Genomic DNA, 23,415 nt, shown 5'->3' with positions numbered 1-23,415 from the left:
GCCCACATGCACAACCTCGCCATGGCCGCGTGACCGGACATGCCCCAAAACCGACCCTGACCTGCCCGGACGCAACCTTCTGCAACACGCTTTAGCCCCAGCGGCCCGTGCGTCCCAGGACCAGGGCCGCCGCCGCCGTACCGGCCGTGGAGGTGCGCAGCACGCTGCGGCCCAGTCGGTACGGCTTCGCCCCGGCCGCCTCGAAGGCGGCCAGCTCCTCCGGGGAGACCCCGCCCTCGGGGCCGACGACCAGCACGATCGAACCCCGCGCGGGGAGACCGGCGGTGGCGAGCGCGCCGCTGGGGTGGTCGCGGTCCTCGTGCAGGACGGCCGCGAAGTCGGCCCCCGCGAGGAGGGCGGCGACCTGCTTGGTCGTCATCGGGTCCGCGACCTCGGGGAAGCGGGTGCGGCGCGACTGCTTGCCGGCCTCGCGGGCGGTGGAGCGCCACTTGGCGAGCGCCTTGAGGCCCCGGTCGCCCTTCCACTGGGTGATGCAGCGGGAGGCGGCCCACGGCACGATCGCGTCCACGCCGGTCTCCGTCATGGTCTCGACGGCCAGCTCGCCCCGGTCGCCCTTGGGGAGTGCCTGGACGACGGTGATCCGGGGCTCCTCCCCGGGGTCCTCGTGGACCTCGGCGACCCGTACGGTGAGCCGGTCCTTGCCCTCGGCGGCGAGCACCTCGCAGGCGGCCCAGCGGCCCCGGCCGTCGACGAGGACGACCTCCTCGCCCTCCCGCAGCCGCTTCACGGAGACGGCGTGGCGGCCCTCGGGGCCGTCCAGGAGGAAGCTCCCGGCGCCGGGGACGGCGTCGACGACGAAGACGGGGGCGGTCATGGGGTGCTCCTGTGGGACAGCCGGGACAGCTCGGAGAGCGCGGTGCCGAGTTCGGCGGCGAGGACCTCGACCAGCCGCGCGGCGGGGAGTTCGCGGGCCAGGCGGTGGCCCTGGCCCGCCCACAGGGCCATGCCCTGGGTGTCGCCCGCGGCGGCGGCGGCCTTGCGGAGGGGGGCGGTGAGGTGGTGGACCTCGGGGTAGGCGGCGGGGGCGTACGGACCGTGCTCGCGCATGAAGCGGTTGACGAGTCCGCGCGCCGGGCGCCCGGAGAAGGCCCGGGTGAGGGCGGTCCGGGTGAACAGCGGGTCCGTCAGGGCCTGTTTGTGCAGCGGGTGCGCGCCCGACTCGGGGCAGCGGAGGAAGGCGGTGCCGAGCTGCGCGGCGTCGGCCCCGGCGGCGAGGACGGCGGCGATCTGGGCGCCGCGCATGATCCCGCCGGCGGCGACGACCGGCAGTCCCACGCTCTCGCGGACCTGGGTGACGAGGGCGAGCAGTCCGGTGCCGGGCGCGCCGTCCTCGTCCGGGTCGTCGCGGTGCGTGCCCTGGTGCCCGCCGGCCTCGACGCCCTGGACGCAGACGGCGTCGGCCCCGGCGTGCTCGGCGGCCAGGGCCTCCTCGGCGGAGGTGACGGTGACGATCGTGTACGTGCCCGCGCGGGCGAAGGAGGCGAGGGCTTCGGGCGCGGGGCAGCCGAAGGTGAAGGAGACGACCGGGACCGGGTCCTCCAGGAGGATGGCCAGCTTGGCGTCGTAGGCGTCGTCGCGGGAGTCGTCGGTCCCGCCGGGCGGGGTCTCGTACCAGGCGGCCTCGCCCGCGAGCTGGTGGCGGTAGACCTCGACGGCGGCGGGGTCGGCGGCCGGGCCGCCCGGGGGCACGAAGAGGTTGACGCCGAAGGGGCGCGCGGTGAGCCGGCGCACCTGTTTGACCTCCTGGTACATGCCCCCGGCGCTCTTGTAGCCGCCGGCCAGGAAGCCGAGCGCCCCGGCCTCGCAGACGGCTCCGGCGAGCTCGGGACAGGAGGCGCCACCCGCCATGGGAGCCTGCACGATCGGGAGCCGGGAGAGGCCGTTCAGTGCGGTGGTGGACATATGGGCATCGTTTCATGCCGCCGGACGGGCGCGTCGTGCCGCCGGACGAGGGCGGGAAAGGACGGCGGACGGGCGCGGGGAGGGACAGCGGACGGGCGCGGGACAGAACGGCGGACGGGCGCGGGAAAGCGCGGCGGCCCGCCCGGCGCCCGCGACCGCGCGGACCCGCGCGGGAGACACGGGAGAGGGGCGGCACCGGGGTGCCGCCCCTCTCCCGTACGGGCGCCGGTCAGCGCCCGTTGAACGCGTCCTTCAGGCGCGAGAACAGCCCCTGCTGGCCCGGGTGGAACTGGCCGGTGGGCCGTTCCTCGCCGCGCAGCTCGGCCAGTTCGCGCAGCAGGCGCTCCTGCTCGGCGTCGAGCTTGTTCGGGGTCTGGACCTCGACGTGCACGATGAGGTCACCGCGCCCGTTGCCCCGCAGGTGGGTGACGCCGCGCCCGTGCAGCGGGATCGACTGGCCGGACTGGGTGCCGGGCCGGATGTCGATCTCCTCGACGCCGTCGAGGGTCTGCAGCGGCACCTTGGTGCCGAGCGCGCCCGCCGTCATCGGGATCGTGACCGTGCAGTGCAGGTCGTCGCCGCGTCGCTGGAACGTGTCGTGCGGGGTCTCGTGGATCTCGACGTACAGGTCGCCGGCGGGGCCGCCGCCGGGGCCGACCTCGCCCTCGCCCGCGAGCTGGATGCGGGTGCCGTTGTCGACGCCGGCCGGGATCTTGACCGTGAGCGTGCGGCGGGAGCGGACCCGTCCGTCACCCGCGCACTCGGGGCACGGGGTCGGGACGACGGTGCCGAAGCCCTGGCACTGCGGGCAGGGGCGGGAGGTCATGACCTGGCCCAGGAAGGAACGGGTGACCTGGGAGACCTCGCCCCGGCCGCGGCACATGTCGCAGGTCTGCGCGGAGGTGCCGGGGGCGGCGCCCTCGCCCGAGCAGGTCGTGCAGACGACGGCCGTGTCGACCTGGATGTCCTTGGTGGTGCCGAAGGCCGCCTCGTTGAGGTCGATCTCCAGGCGGATCATGGCGTCCTGGCCGCGGCGGGTGCGCGAGCGCGGGCCGCGCTGCGAGGCCGTGCCGAAGAAGGCGTCCATGATGTCGGAGAAGTTGCCGAAGCCACCGGCCCCGAAGCCGCCCGCGCCGCCTCCGCCGGAGGACGAGAGCGGGTCGCCGCCGAGGTCGTAGACCTGCTTCTTCTGCGGGTCCGAGAGGACCTCGTAGGCGGCGTTGATCTCCTTGAAGCGTTCCTGCGTCTTCGGATCGGGATTGACGTCCGGGTGCAGCTCGCGCGCGAGCCTCCGGAACGCCTTCTTGATCTCGTCCTGGGACGCGTCGCGGCGCACGCCGAGTACGGCGTAGTAGTCCGTGGCCACTTACGACTCCGCCAGGATCTGTCCGACGTAACGTGCCACTGCGCGTACCGCTCCCATCGTTCCGGGGTAGTCCATGCGGGTCGGTCCGACCACGCCGAGTTTGGCGACTGTCTCGCCGCCCGAACCGTAGCCGACCGAGACGACGGACGTGGAGCTCAGTCCCTCGTGGGCGTTCTCGTGCCCGATGCGTACGGTCATGCCCGATTCCTTGGCCTCGCCCAGCAGCTTGAGGAGCACGACCTGCTCCTCCAGTGCCTCCAGGACGGGCCTGATCATCAGGGGGAAGTCGTGTCCGAAGCGGGTGAGATTGGCGGTGCCGCCGATCATCAGCCGCTCCTCGTGCTCCTCGACGAGGCTTTCGAGGAGGGTCGCGAGCACGGTCGAGACAGTGGCGCGGTCCTCGGCCTCCTCGAAGGACTCGGGGAGGTCCTGCACCAGCTGCGGCACGTCGGCGAAGCGACGGCCGACGACCCGGCTGTTGAGCCGGGCCCGCAGGTCGGCGAGGGAGGTCTCGCCGAAGGGCGCCGGGCAGTCCACGAGCCGCTGCTCGACCCGGCCGGTGTCCGTGATGAGGACGAGCATCAGGCGGGCGGGGGCCAGCGAGAGCAGTTCCACGTGCCGGACGGTCGAACGGGTCAGCGAGGGGTACTGGACGACGGCGACCTGACGGGTGAGCTGCGCGAGCAGCCGGACCGTGCGGCCGACGACGTCGTCCAGGTCGACCGCGCCGTCGAGGAAGTTGTGGATGGCGCGCCGCTCGGGCGTCGACAGCGGCTTGACGCCCGCGAGCCGGTCCACGAACAGCCGGTAGCCCTTGTCGGTCGGGATGCGGCCGGCGCTGGTGTGGGGCTGGGCGATGTAGCCCTCGTCCTCCAGTACGGCCATGTCGTTGCGCACGGTGGCGGGCGACACGCCGAGTTTGTGGCGCTCCGTGAGCGCCTTGGAGCCCACGGGCTCCTCCGTCCCGACATAGTCCTGGACGATGGCGCGCAGCACTTCGAGTCTGCGTTCGCTGAGCATCGTGCGCACCTCCAGCTGTCGTCGTCGTTCCGGTTGCTCCGCTTTTGGCACTCGCCCTGTCCGAGTGCCAACGGGCCCCGGCCAGTGTACGGCGGCACACGACGCTCCTGGCAAGGAGGCGGCGTCCCACCGGTTAGCGTCGCCGCATGGATGTGGACTGGGAAGCGTGCGGATGGGAACGGCTCGCGGACGGCGTGGGACGGCGGCGGCTGCCCCGGTGGGACGCCACGGTGGGCCTCGTCCTGGGCGAACGGGCGGCCCTGCTGTACGACACGGGGTCGTCGCTCACCGAGGGCGCCGAGCTGCGGGCGCAGGTGGCGGAACTCACGGGCGGCCGGAGGGTGACGCACATCGCACTGGGTCATCCGCACTTCGACCACGTGCTCGGCGCGGCGGCCTTCTCGGGCGCGGAGGTCCTCGGCGCGGTCGGGACGGACGAGCTGCTGGGCAGGGAGCGGGACCGGGAGGCGCTGCGCGCGGACGCGGTGCGGCACGGCCTGGACCCGGAGGCCGCGGCGGAGGCGGTGGACGTGCTGGTGGCGCCGAAGCACGTGGTCTCCGGCGAGCGGACCCTCGACCTGGGCGGCCGGCAGGTGCTCCTGGCGAACGTCGGCCCCGGGCACACGGGCCACGACCTGGTGCTCCTGGTGCCCGGCCCGCCCGAGGTGGTCTTCTGCGGGGACCTGGTGGAGGAGTCGGGCGAGCCGCAGGCGGGCCCGGACGCGATCCCGTCCCGCTGGCCGGACGCCCTGGACCGGCTCCTCGCGCTCGGGGGCGAGGACGCGGTGTACGTACCGGGGCACGGGGCGGTGGTGGACGCCTCGTTCGTACGACGCCAGCGGGAGGAACTGGCACGCCGCTTCGAGGTGTCATAACGTCCTGCGAATGCGCAGCTACAACCCGGACCTGACGCCCCCCTGGAAGCGCTCGGCGCCCGTCCCGGAGGTGCCGGCCGACCGGGACCTCGTCGTGGAGGAGGTGACGACGGGCTTCTGCGGGGCGGTGATCGGCTGCGAGGCGGGCACGGTCACCCTGGAGGACCGTTTCGGCAAGCACCGGGTCTTCCCGCTGGAACCGCGCGGCTTCCTCCTGGAGGGGAAGGCCGTGACCCTGGTCCGTCCCTCCGCCGGGCCGGCGCGCCCCGCCCGCACGGCCTCCGGCTCGGTGGCGGTGCCGGGCGCACGCGCGCGCGTGGCGCGGGCGGGACGGATCTACGTGGAGGGCCGGCACGACGCCGAGCTGGTGGAACGGGTCTGGGGCGACGACCTGCGGATCGAGGGCGTGGTCGTGGAGTACCTGGAGGGCGTGGACGACCTCCCGGCGATCGTCGCGGAGTTCGGACCGGCGCCCGACGCCCGCCTCGGCGTCCTGGTGGACCACCTGGTCCCGGGCTCGAAGGAGTCCCGGATCGCGGCGCGGGTGACCTCGCCGGACGTGCTGGTCGTCGGCCATCCGTACATCGACGTCTGGGAGGCGGTGAAGCCGTCCTCGCTCGGCATCCCCGCCTGGCCGGCGGTCCCGCGCGGCCAGGACTGGAAGACGGGCGTCTGCCGCGCCCTGGGCTGGCCGGAGAACACGGGCGCGGCCTGGCGGCACATCCTGTCGCGGGTCACGTCGTACAAGGACCTGGAGCCCGCGCTCCTCGGCCGGGTGGAGGAGCTGATCGACTTCGTGACGGCGCCGTAGGGCGCCCCCGGAGCCCGCTTCAGTCCACCAGGTCCCGCACCACCGCGTCCGCGAGCAGCCGCCCGCGCAGGGTCAGGACCGCCCGCCCGGCCGCGTACGGGCCGGGGTCGAGGAGGCCGTCCTCCAGGGCCCTGCGGGAGGCGGCGAGCCCGGCGGGCTTGAGCAGGGCCAGCCCGACCCCGTCCCGCAGCCGCAGTTCGAGCAGGATCCGCTCCACCCGGCGGTCCTCCTCCGCGAGGAGCTCGCGCCCGGCGCCCGGCGACCTCCCCGACGCGAGGGCCGCCGCGTACGTGCCCGGGTGCTTCACGTTCCACCAGCGGACCCCGCCCACGTGGCTGTGGGCGCCGGGGCCCGCGCCCCACCAGTCCGCGCCGCGCCAGTACAGCTCGTTGTGGAGGCAGCGCCCGGCGTCCGAGGTGGCCCAGTTGGACACCTCGTACCACTCGAAACCGGCCCCGGACAGCACCTCCTCGGCCATCAGGTACCGGTCGGCGTGCACGTCGTCGTCGGTCATCGGGACCTCGCCGCGCCGGATGCGGCGGGCCAGCTGCGTGCCCTCCTCGACGATCAGGGCGTAGGCGCTGACGTGGTCGGGGCCGGCGCCGATCGCCGCGTCGAGCGAGGCCCGCCAGTCGTCGTCGGTCTCGCCGGGCGTGCCGTAGATCAGGTCGAGGTTGACGTGGTCGAACCCGGCGGCCCGCGCCTCCGCGACGCACGCCTCGGGGCGTCCGGGCGTGTGGGTGCGGTCGAGGACCTTCAGGACGTGCTGCCGGGAGCTCTGCATGCCGAAGGAGACCCGGTTGAAGCCGCCCTCGCGCAGCTCCGCCAGGTAGGCGGGGTCGACCGACTCCGGGTTGGCCTCGGTCGTGACCTCGGCGTCGTCCGCGAGCCCGAACCCGTCCCGGATCGCCCCCAGCATCCGGACGAGGTCGCCGGCGGCGAGCAGCGTGGGCGTGCCGCCGCCGACGAAGACGGTCCGCACCGGCCGGGGGTCGTCCCCGAGGACCTTCCGGGCGAGCCGGACCTCCTCGACGACCTGTCCGGCGTAGTTGTCCCGGGAGGCGAGCACGCCCCCCGTGCCGCGCAGCTCGCTCGCCGTGTAGGTGTTGAAGTCGCAGTAGCCGCAGCGCGTCGCGCAGTACGGCACGTGCAGGTAGAACCCGAGCGGGCGCTCCCCGGCCCCTTCCAGGGCGTACGGGGGAAGCGCCCCGTCCTCGGGAACGGTCTCACCATCGGGCAGTACGGAAGGCATGGGTCCCATTGTCCCGTACCGCCCGGGGTGAACCGCCGGCCCGCCGCCGGGGACGCCGGTCAGGCCTCCCGCGAGCCCGCGTACATCTCCTCGATGAGGTGCTTGTACTCCCGCTCCACGACCGGCCGCTTCAGCTTCAGGGACGGGGTCAGCTCGCCGTGCTCGATGTCGAGGTCGCGCGGCAGCAGGCGGAACTTCTTGATCGTCTGCCAGCGCTGGAGGCCCTCGTTGAGACGGTCCACGTAGCCCTGGACGAGCTTCTGGGTCTGCGGGGCGGCGACCACCTCGGCGTACGACCTGCCCGCGAGGTCGTGCTCGGCGGCCCAGCCGAGGATGGCGGGCTCGTCGAGGGCGATCAGGGCGGTGCAGAAGTTCCGGTCGGCGCCGTGGACCAGGATGTTCGAGACGAAGGGGCAGACCGCCTTGAACTGGCCCTCGACCTCGGCCGGCGCGATGTACTTGCCGCCGGACGTCTTGATCAGGTCCTTCTTGCGGTCGGTGATCCGCAGGTAGCCGTCGGCGGACAGCTCCCCGATGTCGCCGGTGTGGAACCAGCCGTCGGACTCCAGGACCTCGGCCGTCTTCTCCGGCAGGCCGTGGTAGCCCTCCATGATGCCGGGACCGCGCAGCAGGATCTCGCCGTCGTCCGCGATCCGGACCTCGGTGCCGGGCAGCGGCTTGCCGACGGTGCCGGTGCGGTACGCCTCGCCCGGGTTGACGAAGGAGGCGGCGGAGGACTCCGTGAGGCCGTACCCCTCCAGGATGTGGATGCCGGCGCCGGAGAAGAAGTAGCCGATCTCGGGGGCGAGGGCGGCGGAGCCGGAGACGCACGCGCGCAGGTTGCCGCCGAACGCCTCGCGGATCTTGCCGTAGACGAGGGCGTCGGCGACCTTGTGCCGGGCGGTGAGGCCGAAGGGCGCGGAGGCGGTGCCGGTGCGGCGGAAGTTGTCCTGGGTGGCCCTGGCGTACTCGCGGGCGACCCCGGCCGCCCACTGGAAGATCTTGTACTTGGCTCCGCCGGCGGCGCGGGCCTTGGCGGCGACCCCGTTGTAGACCTTCTCGAAGATGCGGGGCACGGCCGCCATGTAGGTCGGCCGGACCACCGGCAGGTTCTCGATGATCCTGTCGACGCGGCCGTCGACGGCGGTGACGTGGCCGACCTCGATCTGGCCCGAGGTGAGGACCTTGCCGAAGACGTGGGCCAGCGGCAGCCACAGGTACTGCACGTCCTCCCGGGTGACGAGACCGGTCGCGGCGATGGCCTTGGCCATGTACGACCAGTTGTCGTGCGGGAGGCGGACGCCCTTGGGGCGGCCGGTGGTGCCCGACGTGTAGATGAGGGTGGCGAGCTGCGCGGGGGTGATCGCGGAGACCCGCTCCTTGACCGCCTCCGGATGCTTCTCCAGGTACGCCCGGCCGCGTTCCTCCAGGTCGGCGAGGGAGAGGACCCACTCGTCGTCGCCCTCGACGCCCGTGGGGTCGACGACGATCACGTGGTGGAGGTCCGGCAGCTCGGCACGGCGCTCGACGGCCTTGGCCAGCTGGGCGGCGTCCTCCGCGATGAGGACCCTGGACTCGGAGTCGGAGAGGATGAACGCCGACTCCTCGGCGTTGGTCTGCGGGTAGACCGTGGTGGTCGCGGCGCCCGCGCACATCACGCCGAGGTCCGCGAGGATCCACTCCACCCGGGTGGAGGAGGCGAGGGCGACCCGCTCCTCGGACCGCACGCCCAGGTCGATCAGGCCGGCGGCGATGGCGTAGACCCGTTCGGCGGCCTGCCCCCAGGTGAGCGACTTCCACTCGTCCGGGCCGGAGCCGGACGCGGCGGGGATCGGGTGGCGGTACGCCTCCGCGTCGGGAGTCCGCTCGACTCGCTCAAGGAAGAGGGTCGCCACGGAGGGCGGCCGGTTCTCGATCTGGGTCTGTGTGTCGCTCACGACGTCCTCCGGGCGGCGGCGGTGCCTTCTGGTGGTTCGTAACTAACTGGCGAGTAACCTTCGAGCCGGGATCAGACTAGGGCTCAGGGGTCGGACACGTAAGGTCTTGCAGGTCGTCGCTTCATAACGAACGGGCCCACGCGCACTCCGCGCGTGGGCCCGTCCGCCGCACGGGGCGGCCGTTCCGCTTCCGGACGCCGCCCCGGCTCCGGCTTCGATTCCGGCTCCGGCACCGGTTCGTTCCGGTTCGTCCGTCGGTGGCTACTTCTTTCCCTTGCCGGAGGACTCGTCGCTCGACAGGACGGCGATGAACGCCTCCTGCGGCACCTCCACCGAGCCGACCATCTTCATGCGCTTCTTGCCCTCCTTCTGCTTCTCGAGGAGCTTCCGCTTCCGGGAGATGTCACCGCCGTAGCACTTGGCGAGGACGTCCTTGCGGATGGCGCGGATGGTTTCGCGGGCGATGACCCGGGAGCCGATCGCGGCCTGGATCGGCACCTCGAACGCCTGCCGCGGGATGAGCTCGCGCAGCTTGGCGACGAGCCGCACGCCGTAGGCGTACGCCGCGTCCTTGTGGGTGACGGCGGAGAAGGCGTCCACCTTGTCGCCGTGCAGCAGGATGTCGACCTTGACCAGGCTGGACGCCTGCTCGCCCGTGGGCTCGTAGTCGAGGGAGGCATACCCGCGCGTCTTGGACTTCAGCTGGTCGAAGAAGTCGAAGACGATCTCCGCGAGGGGCAGGGTGTAACGGATCTCGACCCGGTCCTCGGAGAGGTAGTCCATGCCGATCAGGGTGCCGCGCCGGTTCTGGCAGAGCTCCATGATCGCGCCGATGAACTCGCTGGGTGCGAGGATCGTCGCGCGGACGACCGGCTCGTACACCTTGTCGATCTTGCCCTCGGGGAACTCGCTCGGGTTCGTGACCGTGTGCTCGCTGCCGTCCTCCATGAGCACGCGGTAGACCACGTTGGGGGCGGTGGCGATCAGGTCGAGGCCGAACTCGCGCTCCAGGCGCTCGCGGATCACGTCCAGGTGGAGCAGGCCGAGGAAGCCGACGCGGAAGCCGAAGCCGAGCGCCGCGGAGGTCTCCGGCTCGTAGACGAGCGCGGCGTCGTTGAGCTGGAGCTTGTCCAGCGCCTCGCGCAGGTCCGGGTACTCCGAGCCGTCCAGCGGGTAGAGGCCCGAGAAGACCATCGGCTTCGGGTCCTTGTAGCCGCCGAGCGCCTCGGTGGCGCCCTTGGACTGCGAGGTGATCGTGTCGCCGACCTTGGACTGGCGGACGTCCTTCACGCCGGTGATGAGGTAGCCCACCTCGCCGACGCCCAGGCCGTCGGCCGGCAGCATCTCCGGCGAGTTGGTGCCGATCTCCAGGAGCTCGTGGGTGGCGCCGGTCGACATCATCCTGATGCGCTCGCGCTTGTTGAGCTGGCCGTCGATGACGCGCACGTAGGTGACGACGCCGCGGTACGAGTCGTAGACCGAGTCGAAGATCATCGCGCGGGCGGGGGCGTCGGCGACGCCGACCGGGGCCGGTACGTCCCGGACCACGCGGTCGAGCAGCGCCTCGACGCCCATGCCGGTCTTCGCGGAGACCTTGAGCACGTCCTCCGGCTGGCAGCCGATGAGGTTGGCCAGCTCCTCGGCGAACTTCTCCGGCTGCGCGGCCGGCAGGTCGATCTTGTTGAGGACCGGGACGATGGTGAGGTCGTTCTCCATCGCCAGGTAGAGGTTGGCGAGCGTCTGCGCCTCGATGCCCTGGGCCGCGTCCACCAGCAGGATCGTGCCCTCGCAGGCCGCCAGCGATCGCGAGACCTCGTAGGTGAAGTCGACGTGACCGGGGGTGTCGATCATGTTCAGGATGTGCGTGGTGCCCTGGTCCGGCCCTTCGCCCGGCGCCCAGGGCAACCGGACCGCCTGGGACTTGATCGTGATGCCGCGCTCCCGCTCGATGTCCATGCGGTCGAGGTACTGAGCGCGCATCTGCCGCTGGTCGACCACACCGGTGAGCTGGAGCATCCGGTCGGCGAGCGTGGACTTGCCGTGGTCGATGTGCGCGATGATGCAGAAGTTGCGGATCAGAGCCGGGTCGGTACGGCTCGGCTCGGGCACGTGGGGAGGAGTCGCGGGCACGCAGGGTCTCGTCTCGGGGCGATGTCGGATCGATACGTAGGCTCCATGGTCCCATGCCCGGCGGCCGACGCCCGGTTTGGGCGGCCCCGAGGGGGGCTGATACCGTGGACAGCTGTGTCCCGTGTGCCCTCTCAGCCGCGAGGCGCATCCAGAAGGAACACCGAACCTGTAAAGGCTCTTTTCGTGGCGAACATCAAGTCCCAGATCAAGCGGAACAAGACGAACGAGAAGGCGCGCCTGCGCAACAAGGCCGTCAAGTCCTCGCTCAAGACCGCGATCCGCAAGGCCCGTGAGGCCGTCGCCGCCGGCGACCTCGAGCAGGCCACCGTCGCCGCTCGTGCCGCCTCGCGTCAGCTCGACAAGGCTGTCTCGAAGGGTGTCATCCACAAGAACGCCGCCGCCAACAAGAAGTCGGCGCTGGCCACCAAGGTTGCCTCCCTCCAGGGCTGAGCTCTGATGTGAACGGCCGTACGGGACCCAGCGGGCCCTCTCTCCCGCTCCCGCCCGGCCACCCCGGGCTCGTGCGCGGACGCGTTCGCCACGCGGGTACGAGCCCATCGGCTTGAACGTCGAAGGCCCCGCCGCCTCCTTCCCCAGGAGACGGCGGGGCCTTCGGCGTGCGGGGGGCCATGAGGGGCGAGGGGGGCCGTGCCTTCTGGAGGCTGTGCCTATGAGGGGCCACGCCCTGTGGGGGGCGTGCCTTGTGGGGGTGCCTGTGGGGGGGCGCCCTGCAGGGCCGTGCCCTGCAGGGGCCGTGAAGGGCCGACGCCGGTCGTACGGGGTCGGCCCGTACCGCTCCGGTCGCGTTTGGCCCGGTCAGGTGCCCCGGCGCATCCTCGCCGCCCGGGCCACCGTCACGACCGCCTTCTCCAGGGCGTACTCCGGGTCGTCACCGCCGCCCTTCACCCCCGCGTCCGCCTCGGCGACCGCGCGCAGCGCCAGCGCGACCCCGTCCGGGGTCCAGCCGCGCATCTGCTGGCGCACGCGGTCGATCTTCCAGGGCGGCATCCCCAGCTCACGCGCCAGGTCGGCGGGGCGACCGCCCCGGGCCGAGGAGAGCTTGCCGATGGCCCGTACGCCCTGCGCGAGCGCGCTGGTGATCAGCACGGGCGCGACTCCGGTCGAGAGCGACCAGCGCAGGGCTTCCAGGGCCTCGGCCGCCCGTCCCTCGACGGCCCGGTCGGCGACGTTGAAGGAGGACGCCTCGGCACGGCCCGTGTAGTACCGCCCGACGACGGCCTCGTCGATCGTCCCGTCCACGTCGGAGGTCAGCTGGGCGACCGCGGACGCCAGCTCCCGGAGGTCGCTGCCGATCGAGTCGACGAGGGCCTGGCACGCCTCCGGCGTGGCCGAGCGCCCGAGCGCCCGGAACTCCTGCCGCACGAACGTCAGCCGCTCCGCCGGCTTCGTCGTCTTCGGGCAGGCCACCTCCCGCGCCCCCGCCTTCCGCGCGGCGTCGAGCAGGCCCTTGCCCTTGGCGCCGCCCGCGTGGAGGAGGACGAGGGAGATGTCCTCGACCGGGTCGCCGAGGTAGACCTTGACGTCCTTGACCGTGTCGGCGGAGAGGTCCTGCGCGTTCCGCACGACCAGGACCTTGCGCTCGGCGAAGAGCGAGGGACTGGTGAGCTCCGCGAGCGTCCCGGGCTGGAGCTGTTCGGGCGCGAGGTCGCGCACGTCCGTGTCGGCGTCGGCGGCACGGGCGGCCGCCACCACCTCCTGGACGACGCGGTCGAGGAGCAGGTCCTCCTGCCCCACGGCGAGCGTCACGGGGCCGAGGAGGTCGTCGGGGGAAGTCTTTCTGGTGGCCATCGCGCTCCAGCATCCCACGGGCCACCGACAGCCCGGTTCACGGACGGCGGACGCCGGGGGCGCCGGGCCCCTCGGACGGCGGGGTCCGCCGACGACGGGCCCACGGGCGGCGGGACCCATGGACGGTCGGGACCCACGGACGGCCGTGCCCGAGAATGGCGGGGTGAGTGAACGACACGTACTGGTGCTCCCCGACCGCGACGCCGCCGAGGAGGTCGCCGGGGAGCTTCCCGACCGCTTCGGCCTCGCCGAGGAACCCCAGCTCGTACGGGACGCCCTGGCCGGGGAGGACGACGCCGAGGACGCGCAGTGGCTGGTGGTCGTCGAGGACCCCGACGGCCGGCTCGACCCGGCGGCCCTCGACGGGCTGGCCGCCGAGTACGAGGGCTGGCTGGAGGCGCCTTAGCCGGCCGTCGGCTTCTTGGGCACGATCTGGACGTCGAGGTCGATGGCGATGCTGGATCCGACGACCGCGATGCCGCGCGCGAGCAGCGTCTGCCAGGTGAGGGTGAAGTCCTCCCGGTGCAGTTCGGTGGTGGCCCGGCAGGCGCACCGGGTCTCGCCCTCCAGCCCGCTCCCGAGACCCAGGTACTGGGTGTCGAGCGTCACCGTGCGGCTCACCCCGTGGAGGGTGAGCGCCCCGGTGACGGCCCAGCGGCTGCCGCCCCGGTGGGTGAAGCGTTCGCTGTAGAACTCCAGCGTCGGATGGAGACCGACGTCGAGGAAGTCGCCGGACCGCAGGTGGTCGTCGCGCATCCGCACCCCGGTGTCGATGGAGGCCGCGTCGATGACGACGTGCATCGCGGAGTCCTCCATGCGGTCGGCGATCCGCACCGCGCCCGCGAAGTTGCTGAACCGGCCGTGGATCCGGGCCAGCCCGATGTGCCGGGCCGTGAAGCCGATCTGCGAGTGCGTCGGGTCGATCTCCCAGTCGCCCGGCTCCGGGAGCGGGGGCTGCGGGGCGACTTGGAGCAGGACGTCGCCGAGGCCGGTGTGACCGCCCTCGGTGACGACGGCGGTGCCGTGCTGCGGGGTGTATCCCTCGGCGGTGACCACCAGCCGGTACTCACCCGCCGGCACGGTCACGAACGCGCTGCCGTACGGGTCGGTCTCCCCGGACAGCACCTTGCGTCCCGCGGTGTCGCTGATGACGAACTCGGCCTGCCGGACCGGTTCGTGCACGGGGTCGAGCACCCGGCAGCTCAGCACTCCCGCCGAGGACGGGACGACGAGGCCGGCGAGCGGCCCGCCCCGGGCGGCACCCGCCGCGCGCTTCCCGAAGAGACGATCGAACATTCTTCACATACCCCTGTGCGGTTCATTCATTATGCAACGAAGTCGCATTCGATCACCATTGACCTGTTCGAGGCAAACGGGGCAAGTGTCGGCAAGTGTTACCGAGGGTCCGAATTGAGAGACCGGCTCCGCGCGACGGGTGGAAGACCGATCGAGGGACCGGCTCCGCGCGACGAGCGGAAAGAGCCATCGAGGCACCGGCTCCGTACGGCGGGCGGGAAAGCCGGGCGAGGTCCGGTGACACCGGCACCCGGCCGTCGAACCGGCACCCGGCCGCGACACCGACGGACTCGCGCGGACCCCGGCGGACCCACCCGGCCGCCCTCCTCACCCGCCCCCGGGTACGGCCACGAGCGACCGCCCCTCCTCCACCACCGCGACCGCCCCGTCCCGATCGGTCCGCAGCACCCGCGCCCCACCGTCCCGCAGCGCCTCCACCGTCCGGGACGAAGGATGTCCGTACGGGTTGTCCCGCCCCACTGAGACCAGCGCGAGCCTGGGCCGCACGGCCCGTATCAGTCCCGGGTCCTGATGCGCGGACCCGTGGTGGGCCACCTTGAGCACGTCCACCGGGGCCAGCTCCGGACGGAGCCGCGACAGCGCCCGCTGCGCCGGTGGCTCCAGGTCCCCGAGGAGCAACAGGCTCAGTCCCCCGGCGGTACGGACGAGCAGCACGACGCTGGCGTCGTTGGGCCCCTCGAAGAGTCCCCCGCCGTCCGCCGGGGGCCAGAGCACCCGCCACTCCAGGCCCCCGGCCCTCCGCAGCTCCCCCGGCTCGGCGCGGACCAGCGGCACACCGGCGGCGGCCGCCGTCCGCCGCACGAACGCGGCCTGCGCGGGCGGCTCTTCGAGCCCGGTGGTCTGGATCGCGCCCACCGACCGCCCCCGCAGCACGCCCGGCAGCCCGGTCACGTGGTCCGCGTGGAAGTGGGTGAGCACCAACAACGGCACGCGTCTCACGCCGAGTTCACGCAGGCAACGGTCCACCGGTACGGGATCGGGACCCGCGTCCACCACGACGGCGGAGTCCTCGCCCGCCGCGAGCACGGTCGCGTCCCCCTGCCCCACCTGGCACATCGCGAACACCCAGCCCGGCGGCGGCCATCCGGTGGCCCACCGGGTCAGCGGCGCCGGGCGGACCACGGCGAGCAGGAGCAGAACGGCGGCGAGGCCGCCGATCGCGCCCCGGTACGGCAGCCTGCGCGCCCCGAGGACCACGGCCGCGGTGAGCAGCGCGAGAACCAGCCCGCCCCACCACCCGTCGGGCCAGGCCAGCTCCGCCCCCGGCAGCGCCCCTCCGGTGCGCGCCACCCGCGCGATCCACCCGGCCGGCCACCCCGCCAGCCACGCCAGGCCCTCCGCACCCGGCGTCCAGAGCGGCGCCAGTCCCAGCGCGGCGAACCCGAGCACCGTCGCGGGCGCCACCGCGAGTTCGGCGAGGAGGTTGGCCGGAACCGCGACCAGGCTGACCCGGGCGGCGAAGACCGCCACGACCGGTGCGCACACCGCCTGTGCCGCCAGGGCCGCGGCCAGCGCCTCCGCGAGCCGGCCGGGCACCTTGCGCCGCCGCAGCGCGTCGCTCCACCGGGGCGCGACGGTCAGCAGCGCCCCCGTGGCCAGGACCGAGAGGAGGAAACCGTAACTCCGCGCGAGCCACGGATCGTAGAGCACCAGGACGAGGACGGCGGCGGACAGTGCGGGAATCAGCGATCTCCGGCGGCCGGTGCCGATCGCGAGCAGCGCGACAAGACCGCAGGCCGCGGCGCGCAGCACGCTCGGATCGGGCCGGCAGACGACCACGAAGGCGAGCGTCAGACACCCTCCCGCCGTCGCGGTCACCCGCAGCGACAGACCGAGGCGGGGCGCGAGTCCGCCCCGTTCCGCCCGATGCGCTCGACCGGGACGCCCGATCAACAGGAGCAGCACGATGGTCAGGTTGCTGCCGGACACCGCCAGAAGGTGCGTGAGGTCGGTTGCCTCGAAGGCGTCCCGCAGGTCGGGGCCGATCCGCGAGGTGTCCCCCACCACCAGGCCGGGCAGCAGCGCCCGCGCGTCCGGCGCGAGCCCTTCGGTCGCCCTCCGCAGTCCCGCGCGCAGGTCTCCCGCCGTTCGTTGCAGGGCGTTCGGCCGCCCGACGATCCGGGGCGGTTCCGTTCCGCCGATCCTGAGCACCGCCGCGAACGGCTCCCCCGGGTTCATCGGCGGTGCGAGCCGGGCGTCGGTCCGCAGCCGTGTGGAGGGCAGGAGCCGCAGCCATTCCTCCCGGCTCTCCCCCGCCGTCACGAGCAGGCGGACCGGGGTCCGGGTCCGGTGGACCGAACCGTCCGGGCGCTCGACCCGGGTCACCTCGCCGTCCAGGACGATCGAGACCGGAACCGTCGTGTCGCCCCGCACCTTGGGCCGGGTGAGCCGTGGGTCGGAGGCCACCGTCACTTCCAGTCGTGCCCGCGCGTACTCCTCGGCCAGGGCCGGTACGGGACCGCGCCGCAGGTCCGCCGCGTGCAGCCCCGCCGAGGCGCCCCCGGCCGCGGCGCACAGCAGGAGTCCCGCCCACGCGGTGGCCCGCAGCCGCCGCCCGGACGCGGCCCTCCCGTCCACGCCCCGAACACCGTCCGGGTCCCCTCGCCGCCGGAACGGGCCCCGCGCCAGCAGGACCGCCGCTCCCAGCGCGCAGACGGTGACCCCGGCCGCCGTCCACCACCCGGCAAGGCCCACGGCGCAGGCCGCCGCCGCCCAGGCGGCCCCCGCGAGGGGAACGAGCCGCAGGTCGGCCGGTCCCTCCCGCCGCCGCGGTTCCCCCGTCGCCGGTTCCTCCCCCGCCTCCCCGTCCCGTTTCACGGCCGGACCAGCGGTTCGAGGTCGGCGAACCGGCGCTCACCGATGCCGTTGACCTCCCGCAGCTCGCCCACCGAACGGAAACCGCCGTGCTGCGTGCGGTGGGCGACGATGTGCCGGGCGAGGACCGGCCCGACGCCCGGGAGGGTGTCGAGCTGTTCCACCGTCGCCGTGTTGAGGCTCACCGGGACCCCCGGCCCTCCTCCACCGGTCCCGTCGGCCCCCGGGACGGGACCGCCCGCCCCCGCGCCCGGCACGCCCACCAGGACCTGCTCGCCGTCCGACAGGACACGGGCCCGGTTGACCCCGGTGAGGTCGGCGCCGGGTTCCACCCCGCCCGCCGCGCGCAGGGCGTCCGCCACCCGCGAGCCCGCGGGCAGGGTGAGGACCCCCGGCCTGCGCACCCTGCCGCCGACGTCGACGACGACCTTCGCCCCGGAGACCCCGGCACCCCCGGAAGCCCCGGCCGTTCCGCCGCTCCCGGACGCCCCGGTGGCGTCGGCGAGGACGGGTGGCGCGAGCGCCGCTCCCGGTTCGGGCCTCGGCTCCGTCCCGGTCCGCGCGACGGGTACGGCCGTCGCGGGGGCGGCACGGACGACCTCGGGAGCACGCACCGGCTCCGGCCGCCCCGTCCAGAAGTACCCGCCCGCGAGGCCCACCGCCGCCAGCAGGACCACCGTCAGCGCGGCCAGCGTCCTCGGTTCGAGGCCGCACCGGGTCTGCGCCCACACCGGGAGCCGGTCGCGGAACCCCGCCGCCGGCCGTCCCCGCGCCCTTCGCGGAGAACCCCCTCCCCGTGGTGCGGGCGCACCCGCGTCGGCCGACGGCCCGGACCTCTCCGCCCCTGTCCCCGTCCCTGCCGCCGGTTCCGGTTCCGGCATCGGCGTCGGCGTCGGCGTCGGCGTCGGCGTCGGCGTCGGCGTCGGCGGAAAGAGTGCGTCCCCCCGCCGTCGTACATCCCCGCCGGTCCTCCTCACGGCCTCCGGGGCCGGGGCGGCCGTACCCCCGCCCTCGAAGACGGCCGTGCTCCCGGAGCCGGGAAGCGCCCCGGTCGTGGTCCCGAAGGGGGTCGATGTGTCGGATGCGATGCGTGTACGAAGCGTCATGCCCGTGACGGTAGGGAGCGCGGAAGCCCCGTGCCGGGCTCGATCACGGTCCGTGGACAGGGGCTCCGTTGTGGAGAACTCCGTCACCCCCACGGGTGACCGAACGCCTCAGCACGGCGAGACGACGACCGCGAGGAGCCCGGGCCCCGTGTGGGCGCCGATGACCGCGCCCACCTCGCTGACGTGGAAGCCCTCGAGGCCCGGCACGCGTTCCCTGAGCCGGTCCGCGAGCGTGGCGGCCCTCTCCGGCGCGGACAGGTGGTGCACGGCGATGTCCACCGCCCCGCTCCCCGCCCGCTCCACCGCGATCTCCTCCAGGCGTGCGATGGCCTTCGAGGCCGTCCGCACCTTCTCCCGCAGCTCGATCCGCCCGTCGTCGAGTTCGAGGAGGGGCTTCACCGCGAGCGCGGAGCCGAGCAGCGCCTGCGCGGCACCGATGCGGCCGCCCTTGCGCAGGTAGTCCAGGGTGTCGACGTAGAAGTAGGCGGAGGTTCCCGCCGCACGCTTCTCGGCCGCCGCGACCGCCTCGTCGAGCGAGCCGCCGGCCTCCGCGGTCCGTGCCGCGGCCAGGGCACAGAAGCCCAGGGCCATCCCGACCATGCGGGTGTCCACCACCCGTACCGGTACGGGTGCGTCCCTCGCCGCGAGTACGGCGGCGTCGTGGGTTCCGGAGACCTCGGCGGACAGGTGGAGCGAGACGACGCCCCGCGCGCCGGCCTCGGCCGCTTCCCGGTATGCCTCGGCGAAGACCTCGGGGCTCGGGCGCGAGGTGGTGACGGACCGTCGTTTCTGGAGGGCCTCGGCGAGTGCCTGGGCCGAGATCTCGGTGCCCTCCTCAAGGGCGCGGTCGCCGATGACGACGGTCAGCGGGACCGTGGTGATGGCGTGCCGCTCCCTCGTCTGGCGTGGCAGATAGGCCGTGGAATCGGTGACGATCGCGACATGCCGGGACATGACCGGGAGGTTACCCGCCGGGGCCGCCCCGCGGCACTTCGGCCCCCGGCGGGCGCCGGTGCGCGTCCGGCCGGTTCTCCGCGTGATCACCCGGCGGGCGACCCCTACGCGGCCGTTCCGTCAGGTGGTGGTCTCCGGGCGGGCCGACTTCTCCCAGGGGTGGGCGGTCAACCGGGGATCGGGCCCCGTGATCGCGGACGGCCCGCTCCCGGCCCCGGACCCCGCCCGGCCGGCGGTCCCGGCGTTCCCGGCGGCCCCGGCAGAACTCTTCCGCTCCTCCGCACCGGCCTCCGGCGCGGTCCCCGACGTGGTCCAGTGGCGCAGGGCCCCGGCCTCGACGTCGATCTGGGCGCTGAGCGCCGACAGGTCGTCCTCGGCGAACCGCACGGCCCGGTCGCGGGCGGCGCGGCGCAGCGCGTCGGCCGAACCCGTGATCCGCTCGGTCCGCGCGACGAGTTCGGGAAGCTGTCCGGCCACCCATGCCCGGTCGGGCTCCCGCTCCAGACGCTTGAGGTCCGCGTCCAGTTCGAGCCCGTGCGCGCTGAGCCGGTGGAACAGGTCGAGGGACTCCTTCAGCGAGGCGTCCTGCCCGACTCCCGCCTGAAGCGCTTCCTGCGTGGCGCGCATCGAGGTGCGCAGCGAGAGCCGCAGCCGGGCCAGCTCCCCGGCGGTCCCCGCCTGCCCGAAGCTCTTGGCCCGCAGCGTGGTGTCCTCCACCGTGCGCCGGGCCTGGTCCAGGGTGCGGTCGACACCGCGCTTGGCGGCCTTGGTCACCTTCACGGCGGCGTACACCCCGAGCACCAGGAAGGACAAGAAGAGCAGGGCCATGATCGTGACAATCGTGGCTTCCATGGGCGCCCCTCCGGCATCGGTCGACTCACCACACGGCTGTGGTTCCTCCACGGTAAACGGAACGGGCAGGCCGCGGGTTCCCTCGGAACCCCCAACCTGCCCGTAGGGGAAACCCCCCATGCGCGGCCGCTCACCGGCCGCGCGCCGCTAACCGGCGACGATGTTGACCAGCTTCGGCGCGCGCACGATCACCTTGCGGATCTCGGCGCCGCCCAGCGCGGCGACCACGTGCGGGTCGGCCAGCGCCAGCGTCTCCAGCTCCGCGTCCGTGATCGACGGGGAGACCTCCAGACGGGCCTTGACCTTGCCCTTGATCTGCACGACGCAGGTCACGGTCTCGTCCACGACGTACGCCGGGTCGGCCACCGGGAAGTCCTGGTGGACGACCGACTCGGTGTGGCCCAGCCTGCGCCACAGCTCCTCGGCGATGTGCGGCGCCAGCGGGGCGACCAGCAGGACCAGCTGTTCGGCGACGGTCCGGGAGACCGCGCCGCCGGACTTGGTCAGGTGGTTGTTCAGCTCGGTGATCTTGGCGATGGCGGTGTTGAAGCGCATCGCGGCCATGTCCTGCGCGACGCCGTCGATCGCCTTGTGCAGGGCGCGCAGCGTGTCCTCGTCGGGCGCGGCGTCCACGACGGTGACCTCGCCGGTCGACTCGTCGACGATGTTGCGCCACAGCCGCTGGAGCAGCCGGTACTGGCCGACCACCGCGCGCGTGTCCCAGGGGCGGGACACGTCCAGCGGGCCCATCGCCATCTCGTACAGGCGCAGGGTGTCGGCGCCGTACTCGGCGCAGATCTCGTCCGGCGTCACGGCGTTCTTCAGGGACTTGCCCATCTTGCCCAGGACGCGGGAGACCTTCTCGCCCTGGTACCAGAAGCCGCCGTCGCGCTCCTCGACCTCGGCCGCCGTAACGGCGATCCCGCGCGCGTCCCGGTAGACGAACGCCTGGATCATGCCCTGGTTGTACAGCTTGTGGAAGGGCTCGGCCGAGGAGATGTGGCCCAGGTCGAACAGGACCTTGGACCAGAAGCGCGCGTACAGCAGGTGGAGCACGGCGTGCTCGGCGCCGCCGACGTACAGGTCCACACCGCCGGTCGGCATGCCCTCGCGCGGGCCCATCCAGTACTGCTCGACGGCCGGGTCGACCAGCTTCTCGGAGTTGTGCGGGTCCAGGTAGCGCAGCTCGTACCAGCAGGAACCGGCCCAGTTGGGCATGGTGTTGGTCTCGCGGCGGTACTTCTTGGGGCCGTCGCCCAGGTCCAGGGTGACGTTCACCCAGTCCTCGTTGCGGGAGAGCGGGGTCTCCGGACGGGTGTCCGCGTCGTCCGGGTCGAAGGTGCGCGGCGAGTAGTCCTCGACCTCCGGCAGCTCCAGCGGCAGCATCGACTCGGGCAGCGAGTGGGCGACGCCGTCCTCGTCGTAGACGATCGGGAAGGGCTCGCCCCAGTACCGCTGGCGGCTGAACAGCCAGTCGCGCAGCCGGAAGTTGACCGTGCCCTCGCCGATGCCCCGGTCGGCCAGCCAGGCGGTGATCCTGGCCTTGGCCTCCACGACGCCCAGGCCGTCCAGAGAGATCTCGCCGTTGGCCGAGTTGACCAGCTTCGCCTCGTAGGAGGCGAAGGCGTCGTCCCAGGTGGAGGGGTCGGTGCCGCGGTCGTCCGAGGGCTCGACGACGCAGCGCATCGGCAGCTCGAAGGCGCGCGCGAAGGCGAAGTCGCGGCTGTCGTGCGCCGGGACGGCCATGATGGCACCGGTGCCGTAGCCCATCAGGACGTAGTCGGCGATGAAGACCGGGACCCGCTCGCCGCTGACCGGGTTGGTCGCGTACGCGCCGGTGAAGACGCCGGTCTTGTCCTTGGCCTCGGCCTGGCGCTCGACGTCGGACTTGGAGGCGGCCTGCTTGCGGTAGGCGTCGACGGCCTCGGCCGGGGTGGCGTGACCACCGGTCCACACGTCGTGGGTGCCTTCGGGCCAGGCGGCCGGGACGATCTTCTCGACCAGCTCGTGCTCGGGCGCCAGGACCATGTAGGTGGCGCCGAACAGGGTGTCCTGGCGGGTGGTGAAGACGGTGATGGCGCCGGCGTCGCCGACCCGGAAGTCGACGCGGGCGCCCTCGGAGCGGCCGATCCAGTTCCGCTGCTGCAGCTTGATGGCCTCGGGCCAGTCCAGCGCGTCCAGGTCGTCGAGCAGGCGGTCCGCGTAGGCGGTGATCCGCATGTTCCACTGGCGCAGCTTGGACTTGAAGACGGGGAAGTTGCCGCGCTCGGAGCGTCCGTCGGCGGTGACCTCCTCGTTGGCCAGGACGGTGCCCAGGCCGGGGCACCAGTTGACGGGCGCGTCGGAGGCGTACGCCAGGCGGTACCCGCCCAGGACGTCGGAGCGCTCGGCGGCGCTCAGCTCGCTCCACGCGCGCGTGGAGCCGGGAACCTCACGCGTGCCGTTCTCGAACTGCTCGACCAGCTCGGCGATCGGGCGAGCCCTGCCGGCCTCGTCGTCGTACCAGGAGTTGAAGATCTGCAGGAAGATCCACTGGGTCCACTTGTAGTACTCCGGGTCGATCGTCGCGAACGACCGGCGCTTGTCGTGGCCCAGGCCCAGCCGGCGCAGCTGGACCTTCATGTTCTCCATGTTGGCCTCGGTGGACACGCGCGGGTGCGTGCCCGTCTGCACGGCGTACTGCTCGGCCGGCAGGCCGAAGGCGTCGAAGCCCAGGGTGTGCAGCACGTTGTGGCCGGACATGCGCGCGTGGCGGGCGAAGACGTCCGTCGCGATGTAGCCCAGCGGGTGTCCGACGTGCAGTCCCGCGCCCGAGGGGTACGGGAACATGTCCATGATGAACTTCTTGGGCCGGGCGGCGACCGCCGGGTCGCCCGCCAGGTCACCGGTGGGGTTGGGAGCCTCGTACGTGCCCTCGGCGTCCCAGAAGTCCTGCCAGCGTGCCTCGATGTCGGCGGCCATGGCCGCCGTGTAGCGATGCGGGGCCGCCGTCTCGGCGGCCGTATTGATCTCGGTCATGGTCCTTGAAGCTCCATCGATCGTCTCTGCCCACGGCCACTGACTGCCCGAAATGAAAAATCCCCTCGCACAGGAGGGGATGCCGCGCCGACTCCGACGAAATGTCTGTCACCCGTCGGGACTGGTCAGCGCGGCTCGGTAAGCAGGAGGCGTACGGCACGCATGGCGCCAGGGTACCGCAGCGCCCGAGCGGGCCGCACCGGCGTTCCGGGACCGGGACGCGAGAAAGCG

At 73.1% G+C, this 23,415-nt stretch carries 18 protein-coding genes; 4 read left to right on the top strand and 14 right to left on the bottom strand.

Annotated elements, in window-relative coordinates:
* Positions 1-91: 91 nt before the first annotated feature.
* From ACFYZY_RS14085 to hrcA, 4 genes are all read right to left on the bottom strand, one after another.
* Positions 92-835: a 16S rRNA (uracil(1498)-N(3))-methyltransferase gene (locus ACFYZY_RS14085; RefSeq protein ID WP_388693199.1), complete on the bottom strand. Its 744-nt coding sequence runs from the start codon at positions 833-835 to the stop codon at positions 92-94.
* Complete coding sequence (locus tag ACFYZY_RS14080; RefSeq protein ID WP_388693197.1) at positions 832-1,923, bottom strand: nitronate monooxygenase; 1,092 nt, start codon at positions 1,921-1,923, stop codon at positions 832-834. The genes ACFYZY_RS14085 and ACFYZY_RS14080 overlap by 4 nt, the downstream gene beginning before the upstream one ends.
* A 229-nt stretch (positions 1,924-2,152) precedes the next feature.
* Positions 2,153-3,289 (bottom strand): molecular chaperone DnaJ, encoded by a 1,137-nt coding sequence (gene dnaJ, locus ACFYZY_RS14075; protein WP_388693195.1) that lies wholly within the window; start codon positions 3,287-3,289, stop codon positions 2,153-2,155.
* On the bottom strand, positions 3,290-4,309 hold the full coding sequence (gene hrcA / locus ACFYZY_RS14070) for a heat-inducible transcriptional repressor HrcA (protein WP_388693193.1): 1,020 nt from the start codon (positions 4,307-4,309) through the stop codon (positions 3,290-3,292). It abuts the gene before it with no gap.
* Positions 4,310-4,455: 146 nt separating this feature from the next.
* On the opposite strand from hrcA, the gene ACFYZY_RS14065 reads away from it, so the two are divergent.
* Positions 4,456-5,184 (top strand): MBL fold metallo-hydrolase, encoded by a 729-nt coding sequence (locus ACFYZY_RS14065; protein ID WP_388693191.1) that lies wholly within the window; start codon positions 4,456-4,458, stop codon positions 5,182-5,184.
* A 10-nt stretch (positions 5,185-5,194) separates the two neighbouring features.
* Positions 5,195-5,995 carry a DUF3097 domain-containing protein gene (locus tag ACFYZY_RS14060; RefSeq protein ID WP_388693189.1) on the top strand — a complete coding sequence of 267 codons (801 nt, stop codon included), beginning with the start codon at positions 5,195-5,197 and terminating at the stop codon, positions 5,993-5,995.
* Positions 5,996-6,014: 19 nt separating this feature from the next.
* Here ACFYZY_RS14060 and hemW read toward each other — a convergent pair whose 3' ends face one another.
* The 3 genes from hemW to lepA all read right to left on the bottom strand — a co-directional run bounded on the left by hemW (position 6,015) and on the right by lepA (position 11,314).
* A complete protein-coding gene (gene hemW / locus ACFYZY_RS14055; RefSeq protein ID WP_388693187.1) occupies positions 6,015-7,256 on the bottom strand; it encodes a radical SAM family heme chaperone HemW in 1,242 nt (413 codons plus the stop codon).
* A 50-nt stretch (positions 7,257-7,306) separates the two neighbouring features.
* Entirely contained in the window at positions 7,307-9,184 is a 1,878-nt protein-coding gene (locus ACFYZY_RS14050; protein WP_388693185.1) for an AMP-dependent synthetase/ligase, read from the bottom strand.
* A gap of 261 nt (positions 9,185-9,445) precedes the next feature.
* Positions 9,446-11,314 carry a translation elongation factor 4 gene (gene lepA / locus ACFYZY_RS14045; RefSeq protein WP_388693183.1) on the bottom strand — a complete coding sequence of 623 codons (1,869 nt, stop codon included), beginning with the start codon at positions 11,312-11,314 and terminating at the stop codon, positions 9,446-9,448.
* Positions 11,315-11,497: 183 nt separating this feature from the next.
* Here lepA and rpsT point away from each other — a divergent pair, with 183 nt between their 5' ends.
* The gene (gene rpsT / locus ACFYZY_RS14040) at positions 11,498-11,764 is read left to right on the top strand and encodes a 30S ribosomal protein S20 (protein ID WP_388693182.1); all 267 of its coding nucleotides are present in this window, start codon (positions 11,498-11,500) and stop codon (positions 11,762-11,764) included.
* 366 nt (positions 11,765-12,130) lie between these two features.
* Here rpsT and holA read toward each other — a convergent pair whose 3' ends face one another.
* The gene (gene holA, locus ACFYZY_RS14035) at positions 12,131-13,123 is read right to left on the bottom strand and encodes a DNA polymerase III subunit delta (protein WP_388693180.1); all 993 of its coding nucleotides are present in this window, start codon (positions 13,121-13,123) and stop codon (positions 12,131-12,133) included.
* 118 nt (positions 13,124-13,241) lie between these two features.
* Here holA and ACFYZY_RS14030 point away from each other — a divergent pair, with 118 nt between their 5' ends.
* Entirely contained in the window at positions 13,242-13,529 is a 288-nt protein-coding gene (locus tag ACFYZY_RS14030; protein WP_388693178.1) for a hypothetical protein, read from the top strand.
* Here ACFYZY_RS14030 and ACFYZY_RS14025 read toward each other — a convergent pair.
* From ACFYZY_RS14025 to leuS, 6 genes are all read right to left on the bottom strand, one after another.
* A complete protein-coding gene (locus tag ACFYZY_RS14025) occupies positions 13,526-14,419 on the bottom strand; it encodes a YceI family protein (protein WP_388693177.1) in 894 nt (297 codons plus the stop codon). The genes ACFYZY_RS14030 and ACFYZY_RS14025 overlap by 4 nt on opposite strands.
* A 327-nt stretch (positions 14,420-14,746) precedes the next feature.
* Complete coding sequence (locus tag ACFYZY_RS14020; protein WP_388693175.1) at positions 14,747-17,257, bottom strand: ComEC/Rec2 family competence protein; 2,511 nt, start codon at positions 17,255-17,257, stop codon at positions 14,747-14,749.
* Complete coding sequence (locus ACFYZY_RS14015) at positions 17,254-17,985, bottom strand: ComEA family DNA-binding protein (RefSeq protein ID WP_388693173.1); 732 nt, start codon at positions 17,983-17,985, stop codon at positions 17,254-17,256. The genes ACFYZY_RS14020 and ACFYZY_RS14015 overlap by 4 nt, the downstream gene beginning before the upstream one ends.
* Positions 17,986-18,468: 483 nt before the next feature.
* Complete coding sequence (locus ACFYZY_RS14010; RefSeq protein ID WP_388693172.1) at positions 18,469-19,314, bottom strand: DegV family protein; 846 nt, start codon at positions 19,312-19,314, stop codon at positions 18,469-18,471.
* A gap of 120 nt (positions 19,315-19,434) precedes the next feature.
* The gene (locus ACFYZY_RS14005; RefSeq protein WP_388693170.1) at positions 19,435-20,166 is read right to left on the bottom strand and encodes a hypothetical protein; all 732 of its coding nucleotides are present in this window, start codon (positions 20,164-20,166) and stop codon (positions 19,435-19,437) included.
* 147 nt (positions 20,167-20,313) lie between these two features.
* Entirely contained in the window at positions 20,314-23,184 is a 2,871-nt protein-coding gene (gene leuS, locus ACFYZY_RS14000; RefSeq protein ID WP_388693169.1) for a leucine--tRNA ligase, read from the bottom strand.
* Positions 23,185-23,415 lie beyond the last annotated feature (231 nt).

Source organism: Streptomyces sp. NPDC001744, from assembly GCF_042892575.1.
Lineage (GTDB): Bacteria > Actinomycetota > Actinomycetes > Streptomycetales > Streptomycetaceae > Streptomyces.
This window is presented reverse-complemented; position numbering and strand designations above follow the sequence as displayed.